At 53.6% G+C, this 19975-nt stretch carries 16 protein-coding genes; 4 read left to right on the top strand and 12 right to left on the bottom strand.

The window, feature by feature from the left end; genetic code table 11:
- Positions 1-64 precede the first annotated feature (64 nt).
- The 5 genes from BR83_RS16350 to BR83_RS0105395 all read right to left on the bottom strand — a co-directional run bounded on the left by BR83_RS16350 (position 65) and on the right by BR83_RS0105395 (position 4873).
- Positions 65-334, bottom strand: a complete 270-nt coding sequence (locus tag BR83_RS16350) for a hypothetical protein (RefSeq protein WP_027356226.1) — start codon at positions 332-334, stop codon at positions 65-67.
- A 131-nt stretch (positions 335-465) separates the two neighbouring features.
- Positions 466-1509, bottom strand: a complete 1044-nt coding sequence (locus tag BR83_RS0105410; RefSeq protein ID WP_027356225.1) for an Ldh family oxidoreductase — start codon at positions 1507-1509, stop codon at positions 466-468.
- A 13-nt stretch (positions 1510-1522) separates the two neighbouring features.
- Entirely contained in the window at positions 1523-2461 is a 939-nt protein-coding gene (locus tag BR83_RS0105405) for a hydroxyacid dehydrogenase (protein WP_027356224.1), read from the bottom strand.
- Between the two features lie 174 nt (positions 2462-2635).
- The gene (locus BR83_RS0105400) at positions 2636-3331 is read right to left on the bottom strand and encodes a FadR/GntR family transcriptional regulator (RefSeq protein ID WP_027356223.1); all 696 of its coding nucleotides are present in this window, start codon (positions 3329-3331) and stop codon (positions 2636-2638) included.
- A gap of 144 nt (positions 3332-3475) precedes the next feature.
- Positions 3476-4873, bottom strand: coding sequence for an ArsB/NhaD family transporter (locus BR83_RS0105395; RefSeq protein ID WP_027356222.1), 1398 nt, complete (start codon positions 4871-4873; stop codon positions 3476-3478).
- A gap of 392 nt (positions 4874-5265) precedes the next feature.
- Between BR83_RS0105395 and BR83_RS0105390 the strand changes: the two genes are divergently transcribed.
- Both BR83_RS0105390 and BR83_RS0105385 read left to right on the top strand, forming a co-directional pair.
- Complete coding sequence (locus BR83_RS0105390) at positions 5266-5547, top strand: UxaA family hydrolase (RefSeq protein ID WP_027356221.1); 282 nt, start codon at positions 5266-5268, stop codon at positions 5545-5547.
- A gap of 2 nt (positions 5548-5549) precedes the next feature.
- Positions 5550-6713: a UxaA family hydrolase gene (locus BR83_RS0105385; protein WP_207640175.1), complete on the top strand. Its 1164-nt coding sequence runs from the start codon at positions 5550-5552 to the stop codon at positions 6711-6713.
- Between the two features lie 164 nt (positions 6714-6877).
- Here the strand turns inward: BR83_RS0105385 and BR83_RS0105380 are convergent, their stop codons facing one another.
- The 7 genes from BR83_RS0105380 to BR83_RS0105340 all read right to left on the bottom strand — a co-directional run bounded on the left by BR83_RS0105380 (position 6878) and on the right by BR83_RS0105340 (position 17667).
- Positions 6878-8827 carry an acetoacetate--CoA ligase gene (locus tag BR83_RS0105380; protein WP_027356219.1) on the bottom strand — a complete coding sequence of 650 codons (1950 nt, stop codon included), beginning with the start codon at positions 8825-8827 and terminating at the stop codon, positions 6878-6880.
- Positions 8828-9011: 184 nt separating this feature from the next.
- Complete coding sequence (locus tag BR83_RS0105375; RefSeq protein ID WP_027356218.1) at positions 9012-10379, bottom strand: GntP family permease; 1368 nt, start codon at positions 10377-10379, stop codon at positions 9012-9014.
- 285 nt (positions 10380-10664) lie between these two features.
- Positions 10665-11603: a 3-hydroxyacyl-CoA dehydrogenase family protein gene (locus BR83_RS0105365; RefSeq protein ID WP_027356217.1), complete on the bottom strand. Its 939-nt coding sequence runs from the start codon at positions 11601-11603 to the stop codon at positions 10665-10667.
- Between the two features lie 271 nt (positions 11604-11874).
- Positions 11875-12654 (bottom strand): 3-hydroxybutyrate dehydrogenase, encoded by a 780-nt coding sequence (locus tag BR83_RS0105360; protein WP_051617925.1) that lies wholly within the window; start codon positions 12652-12654, stop codon positions 11875-11877.
- A 280-nt stretch (positions 12655-12934) separates the two neighbouring features.
- The gene (locus BR83_RS17755; RefSeq protein WP_027356215.1) at positions 12935-14626 is read right to left on the bottom strand and encodes a sigma 54-interacting transcriptional regulator; all 1692 of its coding nucleotides are present in this window, start codon (positions 14624-14626) and stop codon (positions 12935-12937) included.
- Between the two features lie 179 nt (positions 14627-14805).
- The gene (locus tag BR83_RS15110; protein ID WP_084327076.1) at positions 14806-16581 is read right to left on the bottom strand and encodes a sigma-54 interaction domain-containing protein; all 1776 of its coding nucleotides are present in this window, start codon (positions 16579-16581) and stop codon (positions 14806-14808) included.
- A gap of 888 nt (positions 16582-17469) precedes the next feature.
- Complete coding sequence (locus BR83_RS0105340; protein ID WP_027356214.1) at positions 17470-17667, bottom strand: hypothetical protein; 198 nt, start codon at positions 17665-17667, stop codon at positions 17470-17472.
- A 78-nt stretch (positions 17668-17745) separates the two neighbouring features.
- Between BR83_RS0105340 and BR83_RS0105335 the strand changes: the two genes are divergently transcribed.
- Complete coding sequence (locus BR83_RS0105335) at positions 17746-18366, top strand: IS607 family transposase (RefSeq protein WP_242839629.1); 621 nt, start codon at positions 17746-17748, stop codon at positions 18364-18366.
- Positions 18338-19813: a clusterin-associated protein 1 gene (locus tag BR83_RS0105330; RefSeq protein ID WP_027356212.1), complete on the top strand. Its 1476-nt coding sequence runs from the start codon at positions 18338-18340 to the stop codon at positions 19811-19813. Before BR83_RS0105335 ends, BR83_RS0105330 begins: the two co-directional genes overlap by 29 nt.
- Positions 19814-19975: the final 162 nt, after the last annotated feature.

The raw sequence follows: 19975 nt of genomic DNA, 5'->3' as shown, positions 1-19975 counted from the left end.
CACCCTGCCGCCGGGGGCAAGTCTGGAACTGGCCCTGATCAGAGCCCCGGTCAACGGCATCGTTTTAAAAAAACTCGGCAGCCCCGGGGAGGTGCTCGGGCCCGGCCAGCTGGTTCCAGTAGTCCAGGGAGTGCAGGTCGCGGCGGCGCCGGGCCTGCACATCGCTGGAGCCGCCGGCGGTGAAGGCAATAATCATATTCACCGGTTTGGTGGGATAATTCAGTTCACTGGAAGAAGAACCGGACTGCTTCTGCCCGCAGCCGGCAGAAATAGCCACCAGGAAAACCATGATGCCCGCCAGTAACAGGGTAAATAGTTTTCTTTTTCCTGTCATTCATAACCCTCCTTGCCTGTAGGTTTATCAAAGCATAATCAAATTAACCGTACTGCTTCTTCCCCGCATCCCTTTCCTGCCCGGATCCCACCCCCTGTTTATATCAAACAGTTCATGTATGGCCCCCGGATTTAACCTTCCAGGGGCCGTACACCCAGTTCTCGAGCCAGCTCGTTTAATTCTTTGAGCAGGTTATCACTGACCGGGATACCCTCATTCATCCTGGCCTGCGCCTTTATCTGCCGCCTTTCACCCGGGATGAAAATGCGCTCAAACCCCTCGGCCAGGGGAACAGCTTTTATGCCGCGGATCATATCAGCCATCCGCTCGTGGAAGGTTTCCACCGGCATCAGGCGGGATATATCAATGGCAATAAAACTGTGGCCGATGTTCACGGGCTCCAGGCTGTCGTCATAAATCCAGCCTACTTCGGGTCCGTAAGCGGAACCGGAGATTATTCCCGACATCACTTCCACGGCCAGGGCCAGGGCGTACCCTTTGGCACCGCCCACCGGCAGCACGGCCCCTTCCAGGGCCTTCCCGGGATCGGTGGTGGGCCGTCCCTCAGCGTCGATGGCCCAGCCGGGGGGAATCTCCCGCCCTTCCCTGGCCGCCAGGATGATGTTCCCCCGGGCCACGGTGGAAGAGGACATGTCCACCACCACCGGGTGCTTGTCCGTGGGAAAGGCAAAGGCAATGGGGTTGGTGCCGAAATAAGGCCGCCTGCCACCCCAGGGAGGAATTCCGGGAGGGGTGTTGGTAAAGGCCATGCCTACCATCTGCCGCCGGGCGGCCATCTTGCAGTAATAGGAAGCGGCACCGAAATGGTTGCTGCGCCTGGTGGCTACAAACCCCACGCCGTATTCCGCCGCCAGATTTATGGCCACCTCCATGGAGCGCACGGCCACCAGCTGTCCCAGGCCATTGTCACCATCCACAGTGGCCACGGCTCCCGATTTTTCCACGGTAATCCGGGGTCGGGCGTTTATCCGCCCGTTTCGAACCCGGGACAGGTAGATGGGCAGGCGGCTGATGCCGTGGGTATCAATGCCTTCCAGGCTGGTATCGATCAGAACACCGGCAACTACCTCCGCATCCTCCCCGGGTACTCCGACAGCAACCAACAGTTCCCGGCAAAATCTCGTCAGGGTTTCTACGGAAAATTTACCTGCCATTATGGTTACCTCCTTATTTAACCACGCAGCTTGACGGTTCGCCCCGCAGGATCTTGACTACCTCCTGCGCCACCAGAACAGATGTTTTAACCTGTGCTTCCTCAGTCAGGCCAGCAATGTGGGGGGTCAAAATGACATTGTCCAGTTCAAACAGGGGGGTATTCCGGGGCGGTTCCTGGGCCAGCACGTCCAGCGCGGCACCGCTGATCCTGCCATCCCGCAGGGCATGGTACAGGTCTTCCTCATTCACCACCCCGCCACGGGAGGTGTTAATCAGGTAAGCGGAAGGTTTCATCAGGGCCAGGGTTTCCCTGTTGATCAGGTTGCGGGTGGCGTTATTTAACGGTACGTGCAGGCTGACAAAATCTGCCCGGGAAAGAACGGTTTCCAGATCGGTCAATTGTACACCAAACTCTGTACAGGCCACTTCATAGGGTGGAATAAAGGGATCATAGCCCAGAATTTTCATGCCGAAAGCCTGCGCCCGGTGAGCCAGGCGGGTACCGATTTCGCCGGTTCCAATGAGACCCAGGGTCTTGCCGTAAAGCTCCATCCTGGTATAGAGGCGGCGATCCCAGCCGCCCCCTTTCACATGGGCGGTAGCCTCTTCCAGCCGCCGGGCAAAGGTAAGCATGGCTGCAAAAACATATTCGGCCACCGAAATGGCGTTGGCGTTCCGGGCATAGACTACCGGAATACCGGCTTCCCTGGCTGCTGCCAGGTCTATGTTATCCAGGCCTACACCCAGCCTTCCGATAACCTTGAGGCGCGAAGCCCCCCGGATCATTTCCCTGGTTACCCGGGTCTGGTTGCGCACTACCAGGGCATCGGCATCTACCAGTTCCCGGGCCAGGTCCTTTTTCCACAGGTCGGCGTCATAAACCACGTCTCCCTGTTCGGAAAGTATTTGCAGGCCTTCTTCCCAGATGAACTCACTGACAACTATTTTCATGCCCGTTCACTCCCGGTTTGGATTATAATTATAAATATTAGAATTTCTAATCATCACCGGTAAAAAATAATGCCTCTTACCTCAGAGGTCATACCACAGTAATTTACTAGTATTGTAACTGTACCTGTGGGCGGTGTCAATGGCCTATATTTACATTTTTAGTCTTTATATTGGTTAAAGGGCCCGGTCGACACTTTCGATATGTTCCAGCATGGCTTTTACGGCCGCTTCCCTGTCACGGCGGGCCATGGCCTCCACAATGCGCAGGTGATCCCTGATGGACTGGGCGGCACGACCCGGAATGGCCGTGGTGCGGCTGCGCATGCGGTCGTAGACATGGTACAGGCTGCTAACAATAGCAATTAAAATATGATTACGGGTGGCGTTAAATATGAGCCCGTGGAAGCGGGTGTCGTGCTCCCGGGCATAGGCAGGATCAATATCGTTTCCCGAAACACGGCCCAGGGCATCCTCCACTAAACGCCGCAGGGTTTGAATTTCCTCGTCGGTGGCCCTTTCCACAGCCAGAGCGATAGCCTGGGTTTCCAGGACCTTACGAACCTCCAGCAGATCCTTGATTTCGTCCTTTTTCACCACCAGGAACTCACCCAGGGTGTTCATTAAGGAACAGACGTCATTCTGGGCAATAAAGATCCCCTGACCCTTCTTAATGGTCACCATCCCCATGGTGGCCAGGGTCTGGATAGCCTCCCGCACCGAAGTACGGCTCACATTCATTAACTGGGCCAGCTCTCTTTCCGGGGGAAGACGGTCACCTGGCTTTAACTTTCCTTCGGCAATCAGGGAGCGTATTTGAGCCACAATGCGCTGGGAACGGTTTATGTTCTCCGAAACTACCGGCACAAACATTTGAACATCATCCCTTTTTCTATAATTGCCAAAAACCATCATCATAAAATCCAGGTAGGATAAACTGGTAATACCTCATGCCTGGTGCCTGAGGAAATCTTACCAATCCCTAATCTTTAAATCAAGAGGTCAAATTCAGGCAAATCACCGGGACGAGGTTTTTTCCCCGTGCACCCGGGCTTCCTGACGCTGCAGCAACCCTGTAAGTACGGCCAGAATTAACCCCACCACCAGCGTCCCCAGCATGGATGGGACACCGGGATAATGGTACCAGGCCAGCAGGTAAATCGTGGACACGACAATGGACATAAGCATCAAGGGAAACGCCACCTTGAAATAGCCAATGAAGGTAATGGGATAGCCCCGCTTTTCCGCCATCCCGGTGACCACCACGTTGGCCGAAGCACCAATGACGGTCCCGTTGCCCCCCAGGCAGGCCCCCAGGGAAAGAGACCACCAGAGCAGGTTCAGGTTGCCCAGGTCCCCCAGGCGGCCCATGTCCTGGATGAGGGGAATCATGGTGGCCACAAAGGGGATGTTATCCACGAAAGCCGAGGCAAGGGCCGACAACCACAAAATCAGCATGGCCGCCGGTACCAGCTGCCCTCCGGTCACATCCAGGGAAAACCGGGCAATGGCTTCAATCACACCCACCTTTTCCAGCGCGCCCACCACCACAAAAAGACCCGCGAAGAAGAAGATCACCGGCCATTCCACGGCATGCAGGGCGTGCTCGGGATCCTCCCGGCTGAGCAGTAATAGCAAGCTGGCTCCGGACAGGGCAATTACCGAGGATTCCAGGTGCACATACTGGTGCAGCACAAAACCGCCGATGGTGAGGAACAATACGAAAAGACACTTTTTGAGCAGCACCGGGTCCTTAATCGCCTCCCGCTCGTCCAGGTCCATGATGGCCGCCTGCAAATCGGGCCGGGCCACCAGCTGGCGGCGGTAAATTAAACGCAAAATAAAAACGGTGAATACGTATATTAGCACAACTACCGGTGTCAGGTTTATAACAAAATCCATGAAACCCAGCCCGGTTTTACTCCCAATCATAATGTTGGGCGGGTCCCCGATCAGGGTGGCCGTACCGCCGATGTTGGAGGCAAGGATTTCCGCAATCAAAAAAGGTACGGGGTTAATCTGCAACTGGTTGGTAATGGCAAAAGTCACAGGGACAATGAGAAGAACCGTGGTTACATTATCCAGTAAAGCAGATAGTACCGCCGTAACCAGGGAAAGGGCGGCCATGATGCGCAGGGGCTCTCCCCTGGCCTGCCGGGCCGCCTTGATGGCCAGGTACTCAAATACTCCCGTCTGCCTGGTGATACCCACGATCACCATCATACCCACCAGAAGACCGACGGTGTTGAAGTCAATGGCCAGCGTAGCCTCTTCGGGATTGATGATGCCGACAAGAACTACCAGGACCGCACCGGCTAAAGCAGCCACCGTGCGGTGAATTTTTTCGGAAACAATTACTGCGTAAGTTATAAGAAATACCGCCGTGGCAAAGATAACCTGGAATCCCGAAGACACGTTATACTCCCCCTCTATAAACACCATACCCCTCCGGGTCAAAAATGCTGGGATAATTTAAACTATTGTTAACTCTATACATTAAAAATACTGCGGCCATACCTCATACCAGCTTATCCTAGTTTAACACAGGCCAGTAGCATCAGCAAGCCCTTGCGCTTATATCCTTTATTTGACCCCAACAGCGACTGTTAATTTTCTTTATCAGAAGAATAAGCAAAGTGGTTGACACCAGAGGAAATTAGCAGTACAATCTATCCAAAACAGCGGTCATACCACATACCACAGACCTAATCAACTGGTTAACCCGGGTATTTTAAAATACCTTAGTCTTCAGGCCGGGCCCGGCCAGCAACATAAAGTAAACATATAAGGAGAGGGGAGGCCAGAAAATGGCGGTAAAGTTTTTTGTACACCATGAAAAGGACACCGTAGGAGTGGCAGTGGCCGACATTAAGGCCGGTGAAACCGTCACCGGCTGGGTGATGGATAACGATAATGAAGTCACCGTCACTGCCCTAAACGACATTCCCCTGGGTCACAAAATTGCCCTGTGTGATATTGCCGCCGGCGATACCGTAATCAAATACGGCGAGTCCATCGGCAAATCTACCCAGGCCATTAAAAAAGGGGAACACGTACACATCCATAACCTGAAGACTGTGAGGTGGTAATGATGTCTTTAAAATTTATGGGTTACCGCAGGGAAAACGGCAGAGTGGGAGTCCGCAACCACGTCGTAATTCTGCCCCTTGATGACATATCCAATGCCTGCGCGGAAGCAGTGGCCAACAACGTAAAGGGAACCATCGCCCTCCCGCACCATTTCGGCCGCCTGCAGTTCGGCCGTGACCTGGAACTTTTATTCCGCCAGTTAATTGGTATTGGCAGCAACCCCAACGTAGCCGCCTGCGTGGTTATCGGCATTGAAACTTCCCACTGGACCACCCGGGTAGCCGAAGGAATCGCCAAAACCGGCAAGCCCGTGGCCATGTTTGGCATTGAGAGACACGGGGACTTCAACACCATCGAACGGGCATCCAGAAAAGCCAAGGAATTCGTGCACTGGGCCAGTGAACTCCAGCGGGAAGAATGCGATATATCAGAACTGGTGGTCAGCGTGAAATGCGGCGAGTCGGACACCACCTCCGGTCTGGCTGCCAATCCTACGGTGGGTAAAGTGCTGGAAAGGCTGACCGCAGCCGGCGCTTCCTGCAGCTTCGGCGAAACCACCGAATTAACCGGGGGCGAGCATATTGTGGCCGCCAGGATGAGAACCCCGGAACTCCGGGAAAAATTCATGGCCCTTTTCAATGACTACCAGGAGCTCATCATGCGGGAAGAAGCCGACCTGCTCGGTTCCCAGCCCACCCAGGGTAACATTATCGGCGGTTTGACCACCATTGAAGAAAAAGCCCTGGGCAACATCCAGAAGATCGGCAAATGCATGGTGGACGGCGTCCTGGAATCCGCCGAATACATTCCTCCCAAAACCGGCAAGCTGTGGTTCATGGACACTTCTTCTGCAGCCGCGGAAGCCGTGACCCTGTGGGCAGCCGGCGGCGCTGTGATCCACATCTTCCCCACCGGCCAGGGCAACGTGGTGGGTAACCCCATCGTCCCGGTCATCAAACTGACGGCCAACCCCGTAACCGCTTCCACCATGTCCGAACATATTGATGTAGACGTATCCGGCATACTTCGCCGCGAAATAAACCTGGAACAGGCTGCCGACAAGTTGATGGATATGATCATCCGCACTGCCAACGGCCGCCTGACCGCCGCCGAAGTGCTGGGTCACAGGGAATTTGTCATCAACAAGCTCTACCGGAGCGCTTAATTTGACATCCCCTCCTTAATCCTTCCCCCATTTAACATAGAACAGCCCCGGGAACAGGCTTCCCGGGGCCTCTTGCTATAAGGCGGGGCAGTTATAACCCTATCATAGTTCACCGCCTGCTACCATTTAACCTTTATGGCCGGATGACAGGCAACATGATGCCACTATTTCTGCAACCGGGGCAGGATCTGCTCGAAGTAATCCAGGCTTTCCGGGTTGGACAGGGCGTCCCTGTTGGTCACCGGCCGGCCATTGACGATATTGGTAACCGCGCTTTCCACTTTCTTCATGTTCAGGGTATAGGGTATATCCGGCACATCCACGATCAGGGCGGGGACGTGCCGGGGCGAAGCTTTTTCCCGCAGGGCTTTCCTGATCTTGTTCTGCAGTTCTTCCGTCAGGGCGTAACCCGGGTTCAACTTGACAAACAGAATGATCCGCTGATCCCCCTGCCAGTTCTGCCCGATGGCCAGGCTATCGGCTATCTCCTCCAGTTTTTCCACTATGTTGTAAATCTCCGCCGTGCCGATGCGCACCCCCGACGGTTTCAAGACGGAGTCGGAGCGGCCATAGAAAGTCACCCCGCCGGTATCGCTGTGGATGACGATGTAATCGCCGTGCCGCCACACACCGGGGAAATAGCTGAAGTAAGCGTTTCTGTATCTTTCCCCGTCCGGGTCGTTCCAGAAGTATAAGGGCATGGGCGGCGCGGGGGCTTCACAGACCAGCTCCCCCTGCCGGTCATAAACAGGCCGGCCGTTTTCATCATAAGCTTTTATTTTCATGGCCAGGGCCGGGCTCTGCAGCTCGCCGGCATACACCGGGGTGATGGGACTGCCGGCGCAGAAGCAGCCATTGATGTCCGTCCCGCCGGAAATGGAGTTGAAATGCACGTCGGCCTTGATTTCCCGGTAGACATATTCAAAACCATCGGCGGACAGGGGCGAACCGGTCTGGCAGATTTCCTTCAGGGCCGACAGGTCATAATCCCGGCCGGGTTTTAAACCCTGGCTGCGCAGGTAGTTGATGTAGCTGGCGCTGGTGCCGAACACGGTGATTTTCTCGTCCTGGGCCAGCTGCCACATTGCCCCGGCATCGGGATAGTTGGGGTTGCCATCGTAGAGCACGATGGTGGCCCCCACCCCCAGGGAGCACAGGAGCCAGTTCCACATCATCCAGCTGCAGGTGGTGATATACATGATGGTATCTTCCCGCTTCAGGTCCACGTGCAGGAGCAGTTCTTTAAGCTGGTTGATCAGCACCCCGTAGCCCTGCACCATACATTTGGGTTTGCCGGTGGTGCCGGAGGAAAACATGATGTAAACCGGATGGTCGAAGGGCAGTTGCTCGAACTGCAGTTCCGTGTCCCGGGCCAGGAATTCCTCGTACAGCACCGCTTTGGGAATGGTGCCCAGGTCGGGTTTATCCTCCACGTAGGGGACAACGACCACCTTCTGCAGGGATGGGATGCCCCGGGCGATTTCCGCCACGTTGGGCCGGCTGTCAAAGGCTTTCCCCTTATAGAAGTAGCCGTCCACGGTGAAAAGCACCTTCGGCTCGATTTGTCCCAGGCGGTCCAGGGCTGCCTGGGGGCCGATGTCCGTGGCACAGGATGCCCAAACGGCGCCGATGCTGGTGGCTGCCAGCATGGCCACGGCAGTTTCTATTAAATTGGGCATATAGGCGGCCACCCGGTCCCCCGGCCTCACCCCCAGCTCGCGCAGGGCGTTGGCCAGCCTGCCCACCGTTTCGTAAAGCCGGGCATAGGTCATGCGGGCGGTCTTCTGGGTTTCTCCCCGGAAAATAAAGGCCAGGCGGTCGTCCCGGTAGCGCAGGAGGTTTTCGGCAAAATTAAGCCGGGCGCCGGGGAACCATTTCGCCCCGGGGAATTTAGCCAGATCGTCCACCACCCGATCATATCCCCGGGATGCCCTGATCCCGGCAAAATCCCACATGCAGGCCCAGAAGTCCGGTATGTTTTCAATTGACCAGTTATAAAGCTGGGAGTAGCCGGTTATCTCCAGCCCGTAACGTTCATTCACCATCTCCATAAACCGCGTAATATTGGCCTGCTTTTTTCTTTCTTCCGATGGTACCCACAGAGGTTTTTTCATCCCTGTTTGCTCCTTTCAACCGGCAGGTCCCGTCTCAACAGGCAATCCGGAACGGGACCCAATGATGCCGTACTATTTTCCTGATTTTCTGAATACTTATATATACTTATAATATACTTATACCCGTCAAAATCTACTCTGTTGTCCGGTTGAACCGGGTATGGCTGTAACTCACATAAGATAATTAAATAAAATTAAAAATGCTATGGAGTAAAACCAGAATAAATACGGTTAGAGTTTTGATTACCGTTACAGCAAAGATATCCTGGTACGAGTCGCGATGGGTCAAGCCGCAAATGGCCAGCAAGGTGATCACCGCACCGTTATGGGGCAGGGTGTCCATGCCCCCGGAAGACATGGAGGCAATCCGGTGCAGAACCTCGGGACTGATGTTTAACCGCTGCGCCCACTCCAGGTACTGCTTGCCGGCAATTTCCAGGGCAATGCTCATGCCTCCGGAGGCAGAGCCAGTTATTCCAGCCAGCACGTTTACCGTCACCGCCTCGGAAAGCAGGGGGCTGCCCTTGATTCCCAGCATGGCGGCGGAAATGGCCTTGAATCCGGCCAGTTTGGCCACCACGTTACCAAAGCCCACCTCGGAAGCGGTATTCAAAATGGCCAGCAGGGAACCGATGGTACCGGCATTGAGGGTTTTGGCCACTTTCCCCTTTACGCGGGTGAAGTTGATGCCAAGTGCCAGCAGGATGCCGATAACCAGAGCCATGATCAGGCTCCAGATGCCTTTGACACTGGCCAGGGTTACTCCGTAGGGTTTGACAATGGACTCGTCCCAGGAGCCAATCCACCGGGTGAAAATAAAGTTGAAGACCAGCACCGCCAGCAACGGCAGGGCGGAGAGCAGCGGATTGGGCAGGCTATCGCCATTCAGGGGCTCGGGTTCATTCAATTTATGGTCCCCGTAACCTTCTCCGGCCGCCTGGGCCTTTTTCCGCCGGTACTCCAGCCAGAGTATGCCGCAGACGAAGATAATGATTGCTCCGAGGATACCGGTTATGGGTGCTGCGTAGATATCAGTACCAAAATATTTGGTCGGAATGACATTTTGAATCTGGGGAGTGCCCGGCAGGGCATCCATTGTCACGGTAAAGGAACCCAGGGCAATGGCCCCCGGGATAAGGCGCTTGGGAATCCCCGCTTCCTTAAACAGGGCTGCAGCAAAGGGATACACGGCAAAGGCCACCACAAACAGGCTCACCCCACCGTAGGTGAGCACCATACAGGCCAGGACCACGGCCAGGATAGCCCTTTCCTTTCCTATCCCCTTGACAATGGAGCGGGCAATGGAGGAAGCCGCTCCGGTATCCTCCATCACCTTGCCAAAGACGGCACCCAGCAAAAAAACGGGGAAAAAATTCTTAAAATAGTTGGCGGCATTAACCAGAAAAACTTCCGTATAGGTGGGTAAAAGGGGGGCCCCGTTAAAAAGGGCGGCCAGCAAAGCAAATACCGGTGCAAAAAGGATGACTGAAAAGCCCCGGTAGGCAAAAAACATTAATAACCCTAGACTTATCAGAATGCCCAACACTTCCATACATTGAACACCTCCTGAAAAATAGATTTTTATTTTGTAGTTATTCAGTAAAACCGCTACCACCGGCACCATGGCGGGTTCACAGAACATTCACTTTATTTTTAAAAGTAAACAAATGTTCCCATGGGCAGCTTCCCTGGAACGGCCGCCGGTTAGCGGCTTTGAACTGTTTTTTAATTTAATAACAAGCAGATGGGCATAGATCAAGAAACCTACGTAAAACTTCAACCAAAAGCCTTGTAAATCCATGAATGATTGGCGAAAATTATTTCCGCAGTATCCTTATTATAAAAGATTTAGAAGCTTTAGCATGGCAACCAGCCTGTCATCACGCCATTGAACAATTTCGTCTATATTTTTGTTTTCTAATTCTTCCTGCAGGCCGACTAATAAAGCTTCCTTGCTCCCTTTAGGAAACTTACTCCATGCCGCCATATCACTCCACCAAGATTCAAACGCTTCGCCAAGATGTTCCAGAAACCCTTTCAGGCCTTTATCTCCCCCGCCCAGGTGAAAGATCATGGTTGGTCCCAGCAGTGCCCAGCGCAATCCCGGACCGTAACACACGGCGGCGTCGACATCTTTTACCGAACAGACCTCTTTCATTACCAAATCTATACATTCGCGCCAAACGGCAGCTTGTATCCTGTTGGCTACATGTCCCGGCACCTCCTTGTTTAATATAATAGGAACTTTCCCAATCTCGCGATAAAAATCACTAGCAAGGCGAACAGTGTTTTTGTCGGCATTGCCCCTTACTATCTCCACTAAAGGGATCAAATGAGGGGGATTAAAAGGATGTCCGATAACAATCCTGCCCGGATAGCTGGAACACTCCTGCAATCTGGAAACCAACAGTCCTGAACTGCTGCTCGCGAAAATAACCGATTCCGGTGCGCAGGAATCCACTTCGTTAATTATTTTCTGCTTAACTTCATACCTTTCAACTGCTGATTCTTGAATAAATTGCACATCCTTTACGGCTTCTGCTATACTGGTTGTAAAGAATACCCTGCTGATTGCATCAGCCCGATCTCTTTCGGATATTATCTCTTTATCCACTAGACTTTGTAAAATTGTGTTAATTTTCTTCCGGGCATTCCCGATTATTTCTTCATTGACATCCTGAACGTTAACTTGCAAACCCTTTATCAAAAAATATGCTGCCCAGCTTGAGCCTATCGTTCCGGCACCCAAACATGCAACTTTCTTAATTCCAACCATAAACCCACGGCCCCCATTTCAAAAAATTCTCTCTAGACAGGAAGACTTGAACCACGATGGCTAAAGAGACGCCCAAAGTTCCCACTTGTTCTCAATGGCCAAATTTTGGATTCTCAGATGGCACCATCAAATCTGGCTTTAACAGCTGACTTCCCATTTTTTTAAACAGCATTCCTTCCCGATTTCCCTAAGCGGCAAGGATGTTTTGAAGCCCTACCCGATCAAGGGCGCCCGACCGGCAACCCGACACATCAAGGATTACAAAAGCACATCAAATCTGGCTCCACCCCCCGTCGATGGTGTAACCCTGGGCGGTAATAGAACTGGCCGCATCTGAACAAAGGAAAAGGGCCAGATAACCGATCTCCTCCGGCGTAAGCAGCCTTTTTTGTGGCACCGGCATGAGGATGACCTGATCCAGCACCTGTTCCGGTGGCAGATTATGACTGGCCGCCAAGTCTTTTAGCTGGTTGCGCACCAGCGGCGTATCCACATAGCCAGGACAGATGGCATTCACGGTAATCCCGTCTGTAGCCGTCTCCAAAGCCACCACCCGGGTCAATCCCAGCAATCCGTGTTTGGCCGAAACATAACCGGCCTTATAGGCGGAAGCAATTTTGGCATGAACCGAGGCGATGTTGATAATCCGGCCGAAACCCCTGGCCCGCATGCCTGGTACTACTGCCTGGCAAAGCAGGAAAGGACCCACCAGCATCACTTCCAGCAGTCGGCGGAAAACTTCTGGCGGAAAACTTTCCAGAGGAGATACATGCTGAAAACCGGCGTTATTAACCAAGATATCTATCTGCCTTTCCCTGACCTGCTCTATGAACTCCGGCCGGGTAATATCCCCGGGAAAGGGCTCTCCCTCAAGAACCCGGGCAGCCTCCTTTGCCCGCTCCGGCAGGATATCATTTACCAGCACCTTAGCTCCGGCTCCGCGGAGAACTCTGGCCACACCGTAACCGATGCCGGAACCGGCGCCTGTAACCAGTGCCGTCCGGCCGGTGAGATCCACAGAAAAATTAATCTTGCTTAAGTCCTTTGCCATACTTCTACCTCCTGACTTTTCTAAACGTATTTGCGACTTTAACAAGCAAATGTTATGCCTGAAAATTGCGGCTATTTTTCTGGATTTACGCAGGGGGCATTTTCCGGAATTCCGAACCCCAGACCCTGGCAATGGCTCCAATAGTGCAATTTATCAGTCTTTTTGTTCTCTTCCGGATTTTCGAACTATTCCGTTATTCCGGAAGGGGTAGTGTTCATGCAGCTAAAAAGCCGCTTAATCCTCTTTCCATTGAAAAAACGTAAAAAAATCAGCGGTCCGGCTAACTGCCAAACCGCAGATTATACCGGTTCAGCTTCTCATAAAAGGTCGTTTTGCCCACCCCCAGCAGTTTCGCCGCCGCCATCCGTCTGCCCCTTGTAGCCTCCAGCGCCCGGCAAATCAAATCTTTTTCCAGATCCTCCACCGCCCTTTTTAAAGGTTTTACCGATAAATCGCGAATGGTTATTATATCCTCTGTAGAAACATTTAACGCCCGTTCTAGTACATTTTCCAGTTCCCGGACATTGCCCGGCCAGTGATAACTGACCAAGTACTCCAGAGCCGCGGGATGTATGGTTTTCCGGCTATTACCCATTCGGGATGAGAGCTTGCCCAACAGGTGTTCCACCAGCAGGGGAATGTCCTCCCGCCTTTCCCGCAGAGGAGGAATCTCCAAGACAACCACGTTCAACCGGTAGAACAAATCCTCCCGGAAAACACCCCGTCTCACCATATCTTCCAGGTTACGGTTAGTGGCTGCCACCAGACGCACATCCACCTCGATGGAACGGTTATCTCCCAGACGCTCAATCTCCTTTTCCTGCAAAACCCTCAACAGTTTGGCCTGCATGGTTAAGGACATTTCGCCAATCTCATCGAGAAACAGTGTCCCACCGGCAGCCTCTTCAAATTTGCCGATCCTCCCTCCTCTGCGCGCCCCGGTGAAAGCGCCTTCCCGGTAGCCGAAAAGCTCCGCTTCCAGGAGGCTCTCCGGCAGGGCAGCACAGTTGACCCGCACAAAGGGACGGGTGCGGCGGGGGCTAGCATTGTGTAGGGCATGGGCAAATAATTCCTTGCCCGTGCCGCTTTCGCCCAGAATCAGCACCGTGGAGTCACTCCTGGCCACCTTCCTGATCAGTTCTTTTAAGGACTGCATCCGGGGGCTAAGGCCGATAATGTCGTCCAGGCTATAACGGGCTCCATAGTGGCGCATTAACTCTCCTTGATAATATTCCAGCTCCGACTGCAACTGGTTCACCCGCCGCATCAGCTGGTATAATTCCTGTATGTCGCGAAACATGACAAAACCCACGGCCGCGGTTACCCGGCCGTCCTTATAAATTGGGATTCGCGAACAGATCATATCGTGCCCCTTGATTCTCTGCACTTCCTCAATTTCCGCCCGCCCCGTTTGCAGCACCACATGCATGCGGGTGTTTTCAATTACTTCCCAGACCGGCCTGCCCAGCACATCTTCCTGCTTAAGTCCCAGAAAGCGGCAGTATGCCCGGTTGAAAAGAATGACCCGGGCATCCCTGTCCACCACTACCACCCCATTATAGATATTCTCCAGGGCGTCTTCCAGGAGAGTAACCGTCTCCTGCTCGGCAGCTTTTTGTTCCAATGCGCGCTTTAAAGGTGTAACATCCCGGAACTCGCCCACAGCACCAACCACCTCTTCCCCCTGTCTGACCGGCAGGCAATGAAAAAGAAATTCTCTACCCCGAAGGACAACTGAAACAGCTACCGACTGCCCACTGGTTAGCACATCCAGCAAGGCGGCAACTACCTGCTGGCAGGAAACTATTTCCGCCACCGGCCGGCCTACCGCTTCTTTTGCTCCGTAAGCCAGCATCCTTTCCATGGCCGGATTTAAGAATAGCACTGTCCCATTGCGGTCGATTTCGATCAGGCCGTGATGATTGATCTCCAGAACCGCCCTTAACAATTCCTCTTGCCTGGTCCGACCCAAATCTGAACACCCCCTACACGTAAAACAGAATATTTTAACTGATTATGATACTTCTTGCTGTTCTGTTATATTGATTTCCTGCCGGAACGAAGAAGGTTAAAACCAGGCGAGCTTTGGATATTAACCCGTCCTTTCGCCCGAACTAAAGGGCCCGGGTATAATCCATGATTCATAAGGGTTCACCGCCGCCCCACTCTTCTGACGACATTATTTTTTAACTTTTTAGTTATCCCGTACCGGGACATTTTCTCATAAAAAGTGGATTTACCGATCTGCAGTAACCGAGCGGCGGCTAGGCAGTCCCCTGCCGTAGCTTCCAGGGCGCGTAAAATCATGGTCTTTTCCAGCTGCTCCACCGCTTCTTTCAAAGGACGCACTCCTAGGACCTCAGGCACATCCCTGTCTCTGTGTAGATAAGGGGGAAGATGGTTGATGGTGACCACATTGTCGTCCACCACATTTAGAACCCGTTCCAGCACATTTTCCAATTCCCGGATGTTTCCGGGCCAATCGTAGGCCAGCAGACAGTTCATGGCTGCCGGGTCCAAGGTCTTACGGGGGCATCCCAGCCGCCAGCTCAGTTTTTCCATCAGGCATTCCACCAGAACCGGTATATCCTCTTTGCGCTCCCGCAGGGGCGGGATGTCCAGCACCACCACATTTAACCGGTAAAATAAATCCTCCCGGAACAGGCCCTGTTGTACCATCTCATCCAGGTTGCGGTTGGTGGCCGCCACCACACGTACATCTATCCTAATGGGCCGGTTTTCCCCAAGTCTTACAATCTCTTTTTCCTGGAGTACTCGCAGGAGTTTGACCTGCATATTCATCGGCATATCACCAATCTCATCCAGGAAAATGGTTCCTCCGTCGGCCAGTTCAAATTTGCCGATTTTTCCCCCTTTACGAGCCCCTGTAAAGGCCCCCTCCTGGTAACCGAAGAGCTCAGATTCCAGAAGGCCTTCTGGCACAGCCGCACAGTTTACCTTTACAAAGGGGCGGTGTGCTCGGGGACTGGCATTATGCAGGGCGTGGGCAAATAATTCTTTACCCGTGCCACTCTCGCCCCGGATCAGCACCGTGGAGTCATTTCTGGCCACTTTGAGTACCAGTTCCTTCAACTCCCTCATGCGGGGGCTGTTGCCCGCAATATTTTTCAGGCAATAACGGGTACCCTGGTGACGCCTTAACACCCCCTTGTAATACTCCAGCTCCGACTGCAGACTATCTACCCTTTTCATCAAAGTGCGCAGATCGGAAACATCCCTAAACATCACCTTGCCCACTGCAGCCCGAATCTTACCTTCGCGCTTTAAGGGAATACGGGAGCAAATCATACGGTGGCCTTTTATGCACTGGACTTCCCCCACCTCCGGCTGTCCAGTTTTAAGTACCACATGCATGCGGGTATTTTCAATCACGTCCTGGACATGGCGTCCGAGCACCTCTTCTTTTTTTACGCCCAGAAATTCACAGTAAGCCCGGTTGAAAAGGGTGATGCGGGCCGCCTCATCCACCATCACAATGCCTTCGCCGGCATTATCCAGAATGGTCTCCAGCAACTGCCGGCGTTCTTGCAGGGATTGCAATTCTTCCGTAACATGCTGCATTTCAGTGACATCCTGTAGCACGGCCACCGCACCCGCCACCCGACCGTCACGGATTATAGGTGACAGGTTGGCAACAAGATGCTTTCCGTTAATGACCATGCGGCAATCCATCTGCAACCGCCCTGTTTCCAATGCTTTTTCTAGCATCTCCGGCAGTCCGGTGCCGGGAGCTACCTCCCGCACAGGCCTGCCGGCGAGAGTGGTCGCCACCCCGCTCAGGATACATTCTGCAGCCCGGTTAACGTTAATAATGCGGCCTCCGGAATCGACTTCAATTATGGCATTACTAGTAACATCCAGCACCGCCTGCAACCGGTTAATGGTTTCAGCTCTAGGAACTTCCATGTACACCACCTTCCAGAGAGTCCACCACAAAATCTTAACTCTTGAACCTCTCCCGATTAAGTCGGAAGATTCCAGATCAAGTAACTTGGAAGCTCCTGCCTTTAATCAAGAGTTTCCCGCTTCATTGATGGAATGCCGTGCTGAGCACGGTCTTACATCCATTCAGCGGGCTATGTGCCGCGGCACGGCCACAGCCCGGCCCGGTTCAGGGGCGTCTACTACTCATCGTAGATACGTCTTCAGGCGGCTCTTTTCTGTTGCTTAACTTTTATTGCCACCGGCCGGTCATAGACCACCTTCTCGGGTAGCTTCCGGTCTTTCGTAAACGTCCAGGATCCCGCAAGCTCCCACAACGTCCCGGTGGACTCCGGTTAACCCGTAGTCTCTTTGAAAAACTCCCTAAACATTGACCTTCAGGATAGAAGTGCCCCAGATCAACTCCTGCCGTGGTCTGAAACTCTACCTCCTGTTTGCCGGATGAATAATTTAGCTTGTTTTAGCCCCCACCTTATATAACAGGTAGGGGTTATTTTATACATACGTAACGCAAAAGGTGGGTAGTCTTTGACCCTTACGAGATGGCGACAATGGTAAGCAGCATGATCTGGTAGCGCAGGCGGTGGTAAAAAGCCATTTTTTCTTCTCCCGAAGGAAGGTTTTGAAAGTAGCTTATTTAATTAATTTTCCGCATTTAAAGAGCATCTCCTGCCTGGAAAGGGTGGCATATGTCGAATAAACAAAAGTGCCGCCGGGACGGAAGTAGAGCGGCAACTTCTGTTCCCCAAAGGTCCCCCGGCCCAGGGGGAGTACACAACCGGGGCCTGAAACCGTGCCGGGCCGTAACCCTCAGACCATGGACCCGTTTTACACAAAAAACAACCCGCGTTTTTACAGGCTGTTGCGCAAAAGCGGCGGTACCACCCGTTCAAAATGCTTCTTCACCTGGTCCCAGCCGACGTCGCGCAGCAGGACGGGATCCCTCTCCTTTTCGGCATCGGCAAAATAAGTGAGGCCTTTCAGTACATGATACAGGTTGAAGTTGGTTCCGGCAAACTTGCGCCGGTAAAGTTCCAGGCACTCGCGCAAGTCTAACCAACAGTTGCCTCCTTTCCTAATCAAGGCTATACTTAAATCATGAAACCTGAATTAGAAGAACACTACCCATTGCGCAAAGCCGCTGAAATACTGGGCGTCCACCCCATTACCCTGCGCCGCTGGGAAAAGGAAGGCAAGATCCGGTGCGTCCGCACGCCTTCAGGCCAGAAGCGTTTTCCCGGGAGCGAGGTTCTGCGCCTTCTCGGCGGAGAAGTCCCTTCAGGCATTCGTGCCGTTATTTATGCCCGCGTGTCCAGCGCAAAGCAGGCTGGAGCCGGCAACCTGGAGCGGCAGAAAAAACGTCTGGAAGAATACTGCCGGGACAAGGGCTATCAAGTGGTGGCCGCCATAGCGGAGCAGGGAACCGGGCTGAACGAGAAACGCAAAGGTCTGGCCCGGCTTTTCCGCATGGCCCGCGAAGGCAAGATGAACCTGGTGGTAATCGAGTTCAAGGACCGGTTGGCCCGGTTCGGGTTCACCTATATTGAGCGTTATTTTAACGCCTTCGGCGTGAGAGTAGAGGTAGTGAACGGGGAAGAGCCGAAATCCCTTCAGGAAGAGCTGGTACAGGACATGCTTTCCATCCTGACCGTTTTTTCCGCCAAGCTCTACGGTTCACGGAGCAGAGAATTCCGCAAAAAAGTAAAGGAGGCCATGCTTGATGCGTCCAGGGGCGAGCAAGCCGATTGACATGATAACCGTGCCGGGAAGAATATACCCCGACGCCATCGCCCGGGAGGAACTGGTCTCCTTTATGGGCCGTTTTCAAGCGGCCAAGCGTTCCGCTTATCAGGCCTTGAGGCGCGGGAAGGAAGCTGGGGAAATTGTCAAAGCCCTGCACGAAAAGTTTTTTCCCAACGCCCGCTGGTGCCAGTGGGCGGTGGAAGACGCGAAGAGCACTATAGAGAGCCAGCAAGAGCTGGTGAAGATGTATGTCTCCGACCTGAAAGCTAAAATAGAGAAATCCGAGGAAAAACTGGAACGCACCAGAGACCGGCTTCACCGTCAGGGTATCCACGCCCGGCTGAATAAGCTTCGGGCCAGACTTGTTTACTGGCAAGGTTTCCTGGAAAGGGATGAAGTTCCGCCCGCCGTATTCGGGGGCAAGAAAAACCTGCTCCTCCTCCAGGAAGGAAAACTTTCTAAAGAAGAATGGCGTGAGCTGCGTTCCAATTCCTTTTACTCCGTAGGCCAGGCCAACATGAAAGGGCTGGAAGGGCAGCACGGCAACGCCAACACGGAAATCGTTTATCACGATTTAACCGGCAACTTTCACCTCAACGTCTACATACCGCCGGAGCCGGAAAACAAGACGGGCCGCAGGAGAAAGAAAGAAGAATGGGTCACCGTGCCGCTGGAAATCCCCGCCCGCTACCGGAACCTTCTCCTCCAGCATCTTCTCAAGGGAGAAGCCTACACGGTGCGGGTAGTACGGAAAGACGGCAGGCTCGAATGCCTCATTTCTTTTTCCCTGGGGGACACTGCGCCCGTGGACAAGGATTCTGTCATGGCGGGAATAGACCTGAACCCGGAGGTAGCGGCCGTGACGGTAGTTTCGCCTGACGGCAACTTCAAGGCCTCCCGCTGCTTCTGGTGCCCGGAGCTGGTCCACGTTTCCCACGAAAAACGAGAATGGCTCGCTGGCAACCTGGCTAAAGAAATAGCCGCCTGGCTGAAAGATATGTGCGTAAAGCAGGTCGCCCTGGAGGAGTTATCCTTTGCTCAGGACCACGACACTAACCGGTATTTCAACCGCATAACTCACAACTTTTGCAAAAAGCTCCTGTTTAACCGCATTGTCGTGGCCCTGCGGAAGCGCGGCGTCGCGGTGTTCACCGTTTCCGCCAGGTTTACTTCCCTCATCGGCTATTTCAAGTACGCCGAAACTTGCGGTTTGAGCGCCCACCAGGCGGCGGCCCTGGTGATAGCCCGCCGGGCGCTGGGATACGCCGAAAAGGTGCCCCAAGATATTATGAAGCTGCTGTCGCCGAAGGAAGGATGGCGGCACTTCAGGCTCTGGGGCAAGCTTTTCGGCCTCTTCAAAGCGGCCCGGAAGCGGGCGGCCAGGGAAGGATATTTAATCCGGCGTTGGCAGCCGGAAGACTGGCTAGTTTTCATGTTCGCGAAGACAGGTTAAATATTCAGCAATTAAAGCCCGCCGCTCTCTTCCGCCGGGGCCGCCCGGGGTCCCGGCAACCGTCGGCACGGGGGCAAGGGGGCGGTGGGTAGGTGGGGTAACTCCCCCGCCCGGCATGCGCTCAAGGGAAGAACGCCTGCGCCTCCGTTTTCCGTTTAAGGA

Origin of the sequence: Desulfofundulus thermocisternus DSM 10259 (assembly GCF_000686645.1) — a bacterium.
In the GTDB taxonomy this organism is placed as follows: Bacteria; Bacillota; Desulfotomaculia; order Desulfotomaculales; family Desulfovirgulaceae; genus Desulfofundulus; species Desulfofundulus australicus.
The sequence above is the reverse complement of the archived record's forward strand: the minus strand, read 5'-3'. Positions and strand labels throughout refer to the sequence as shown.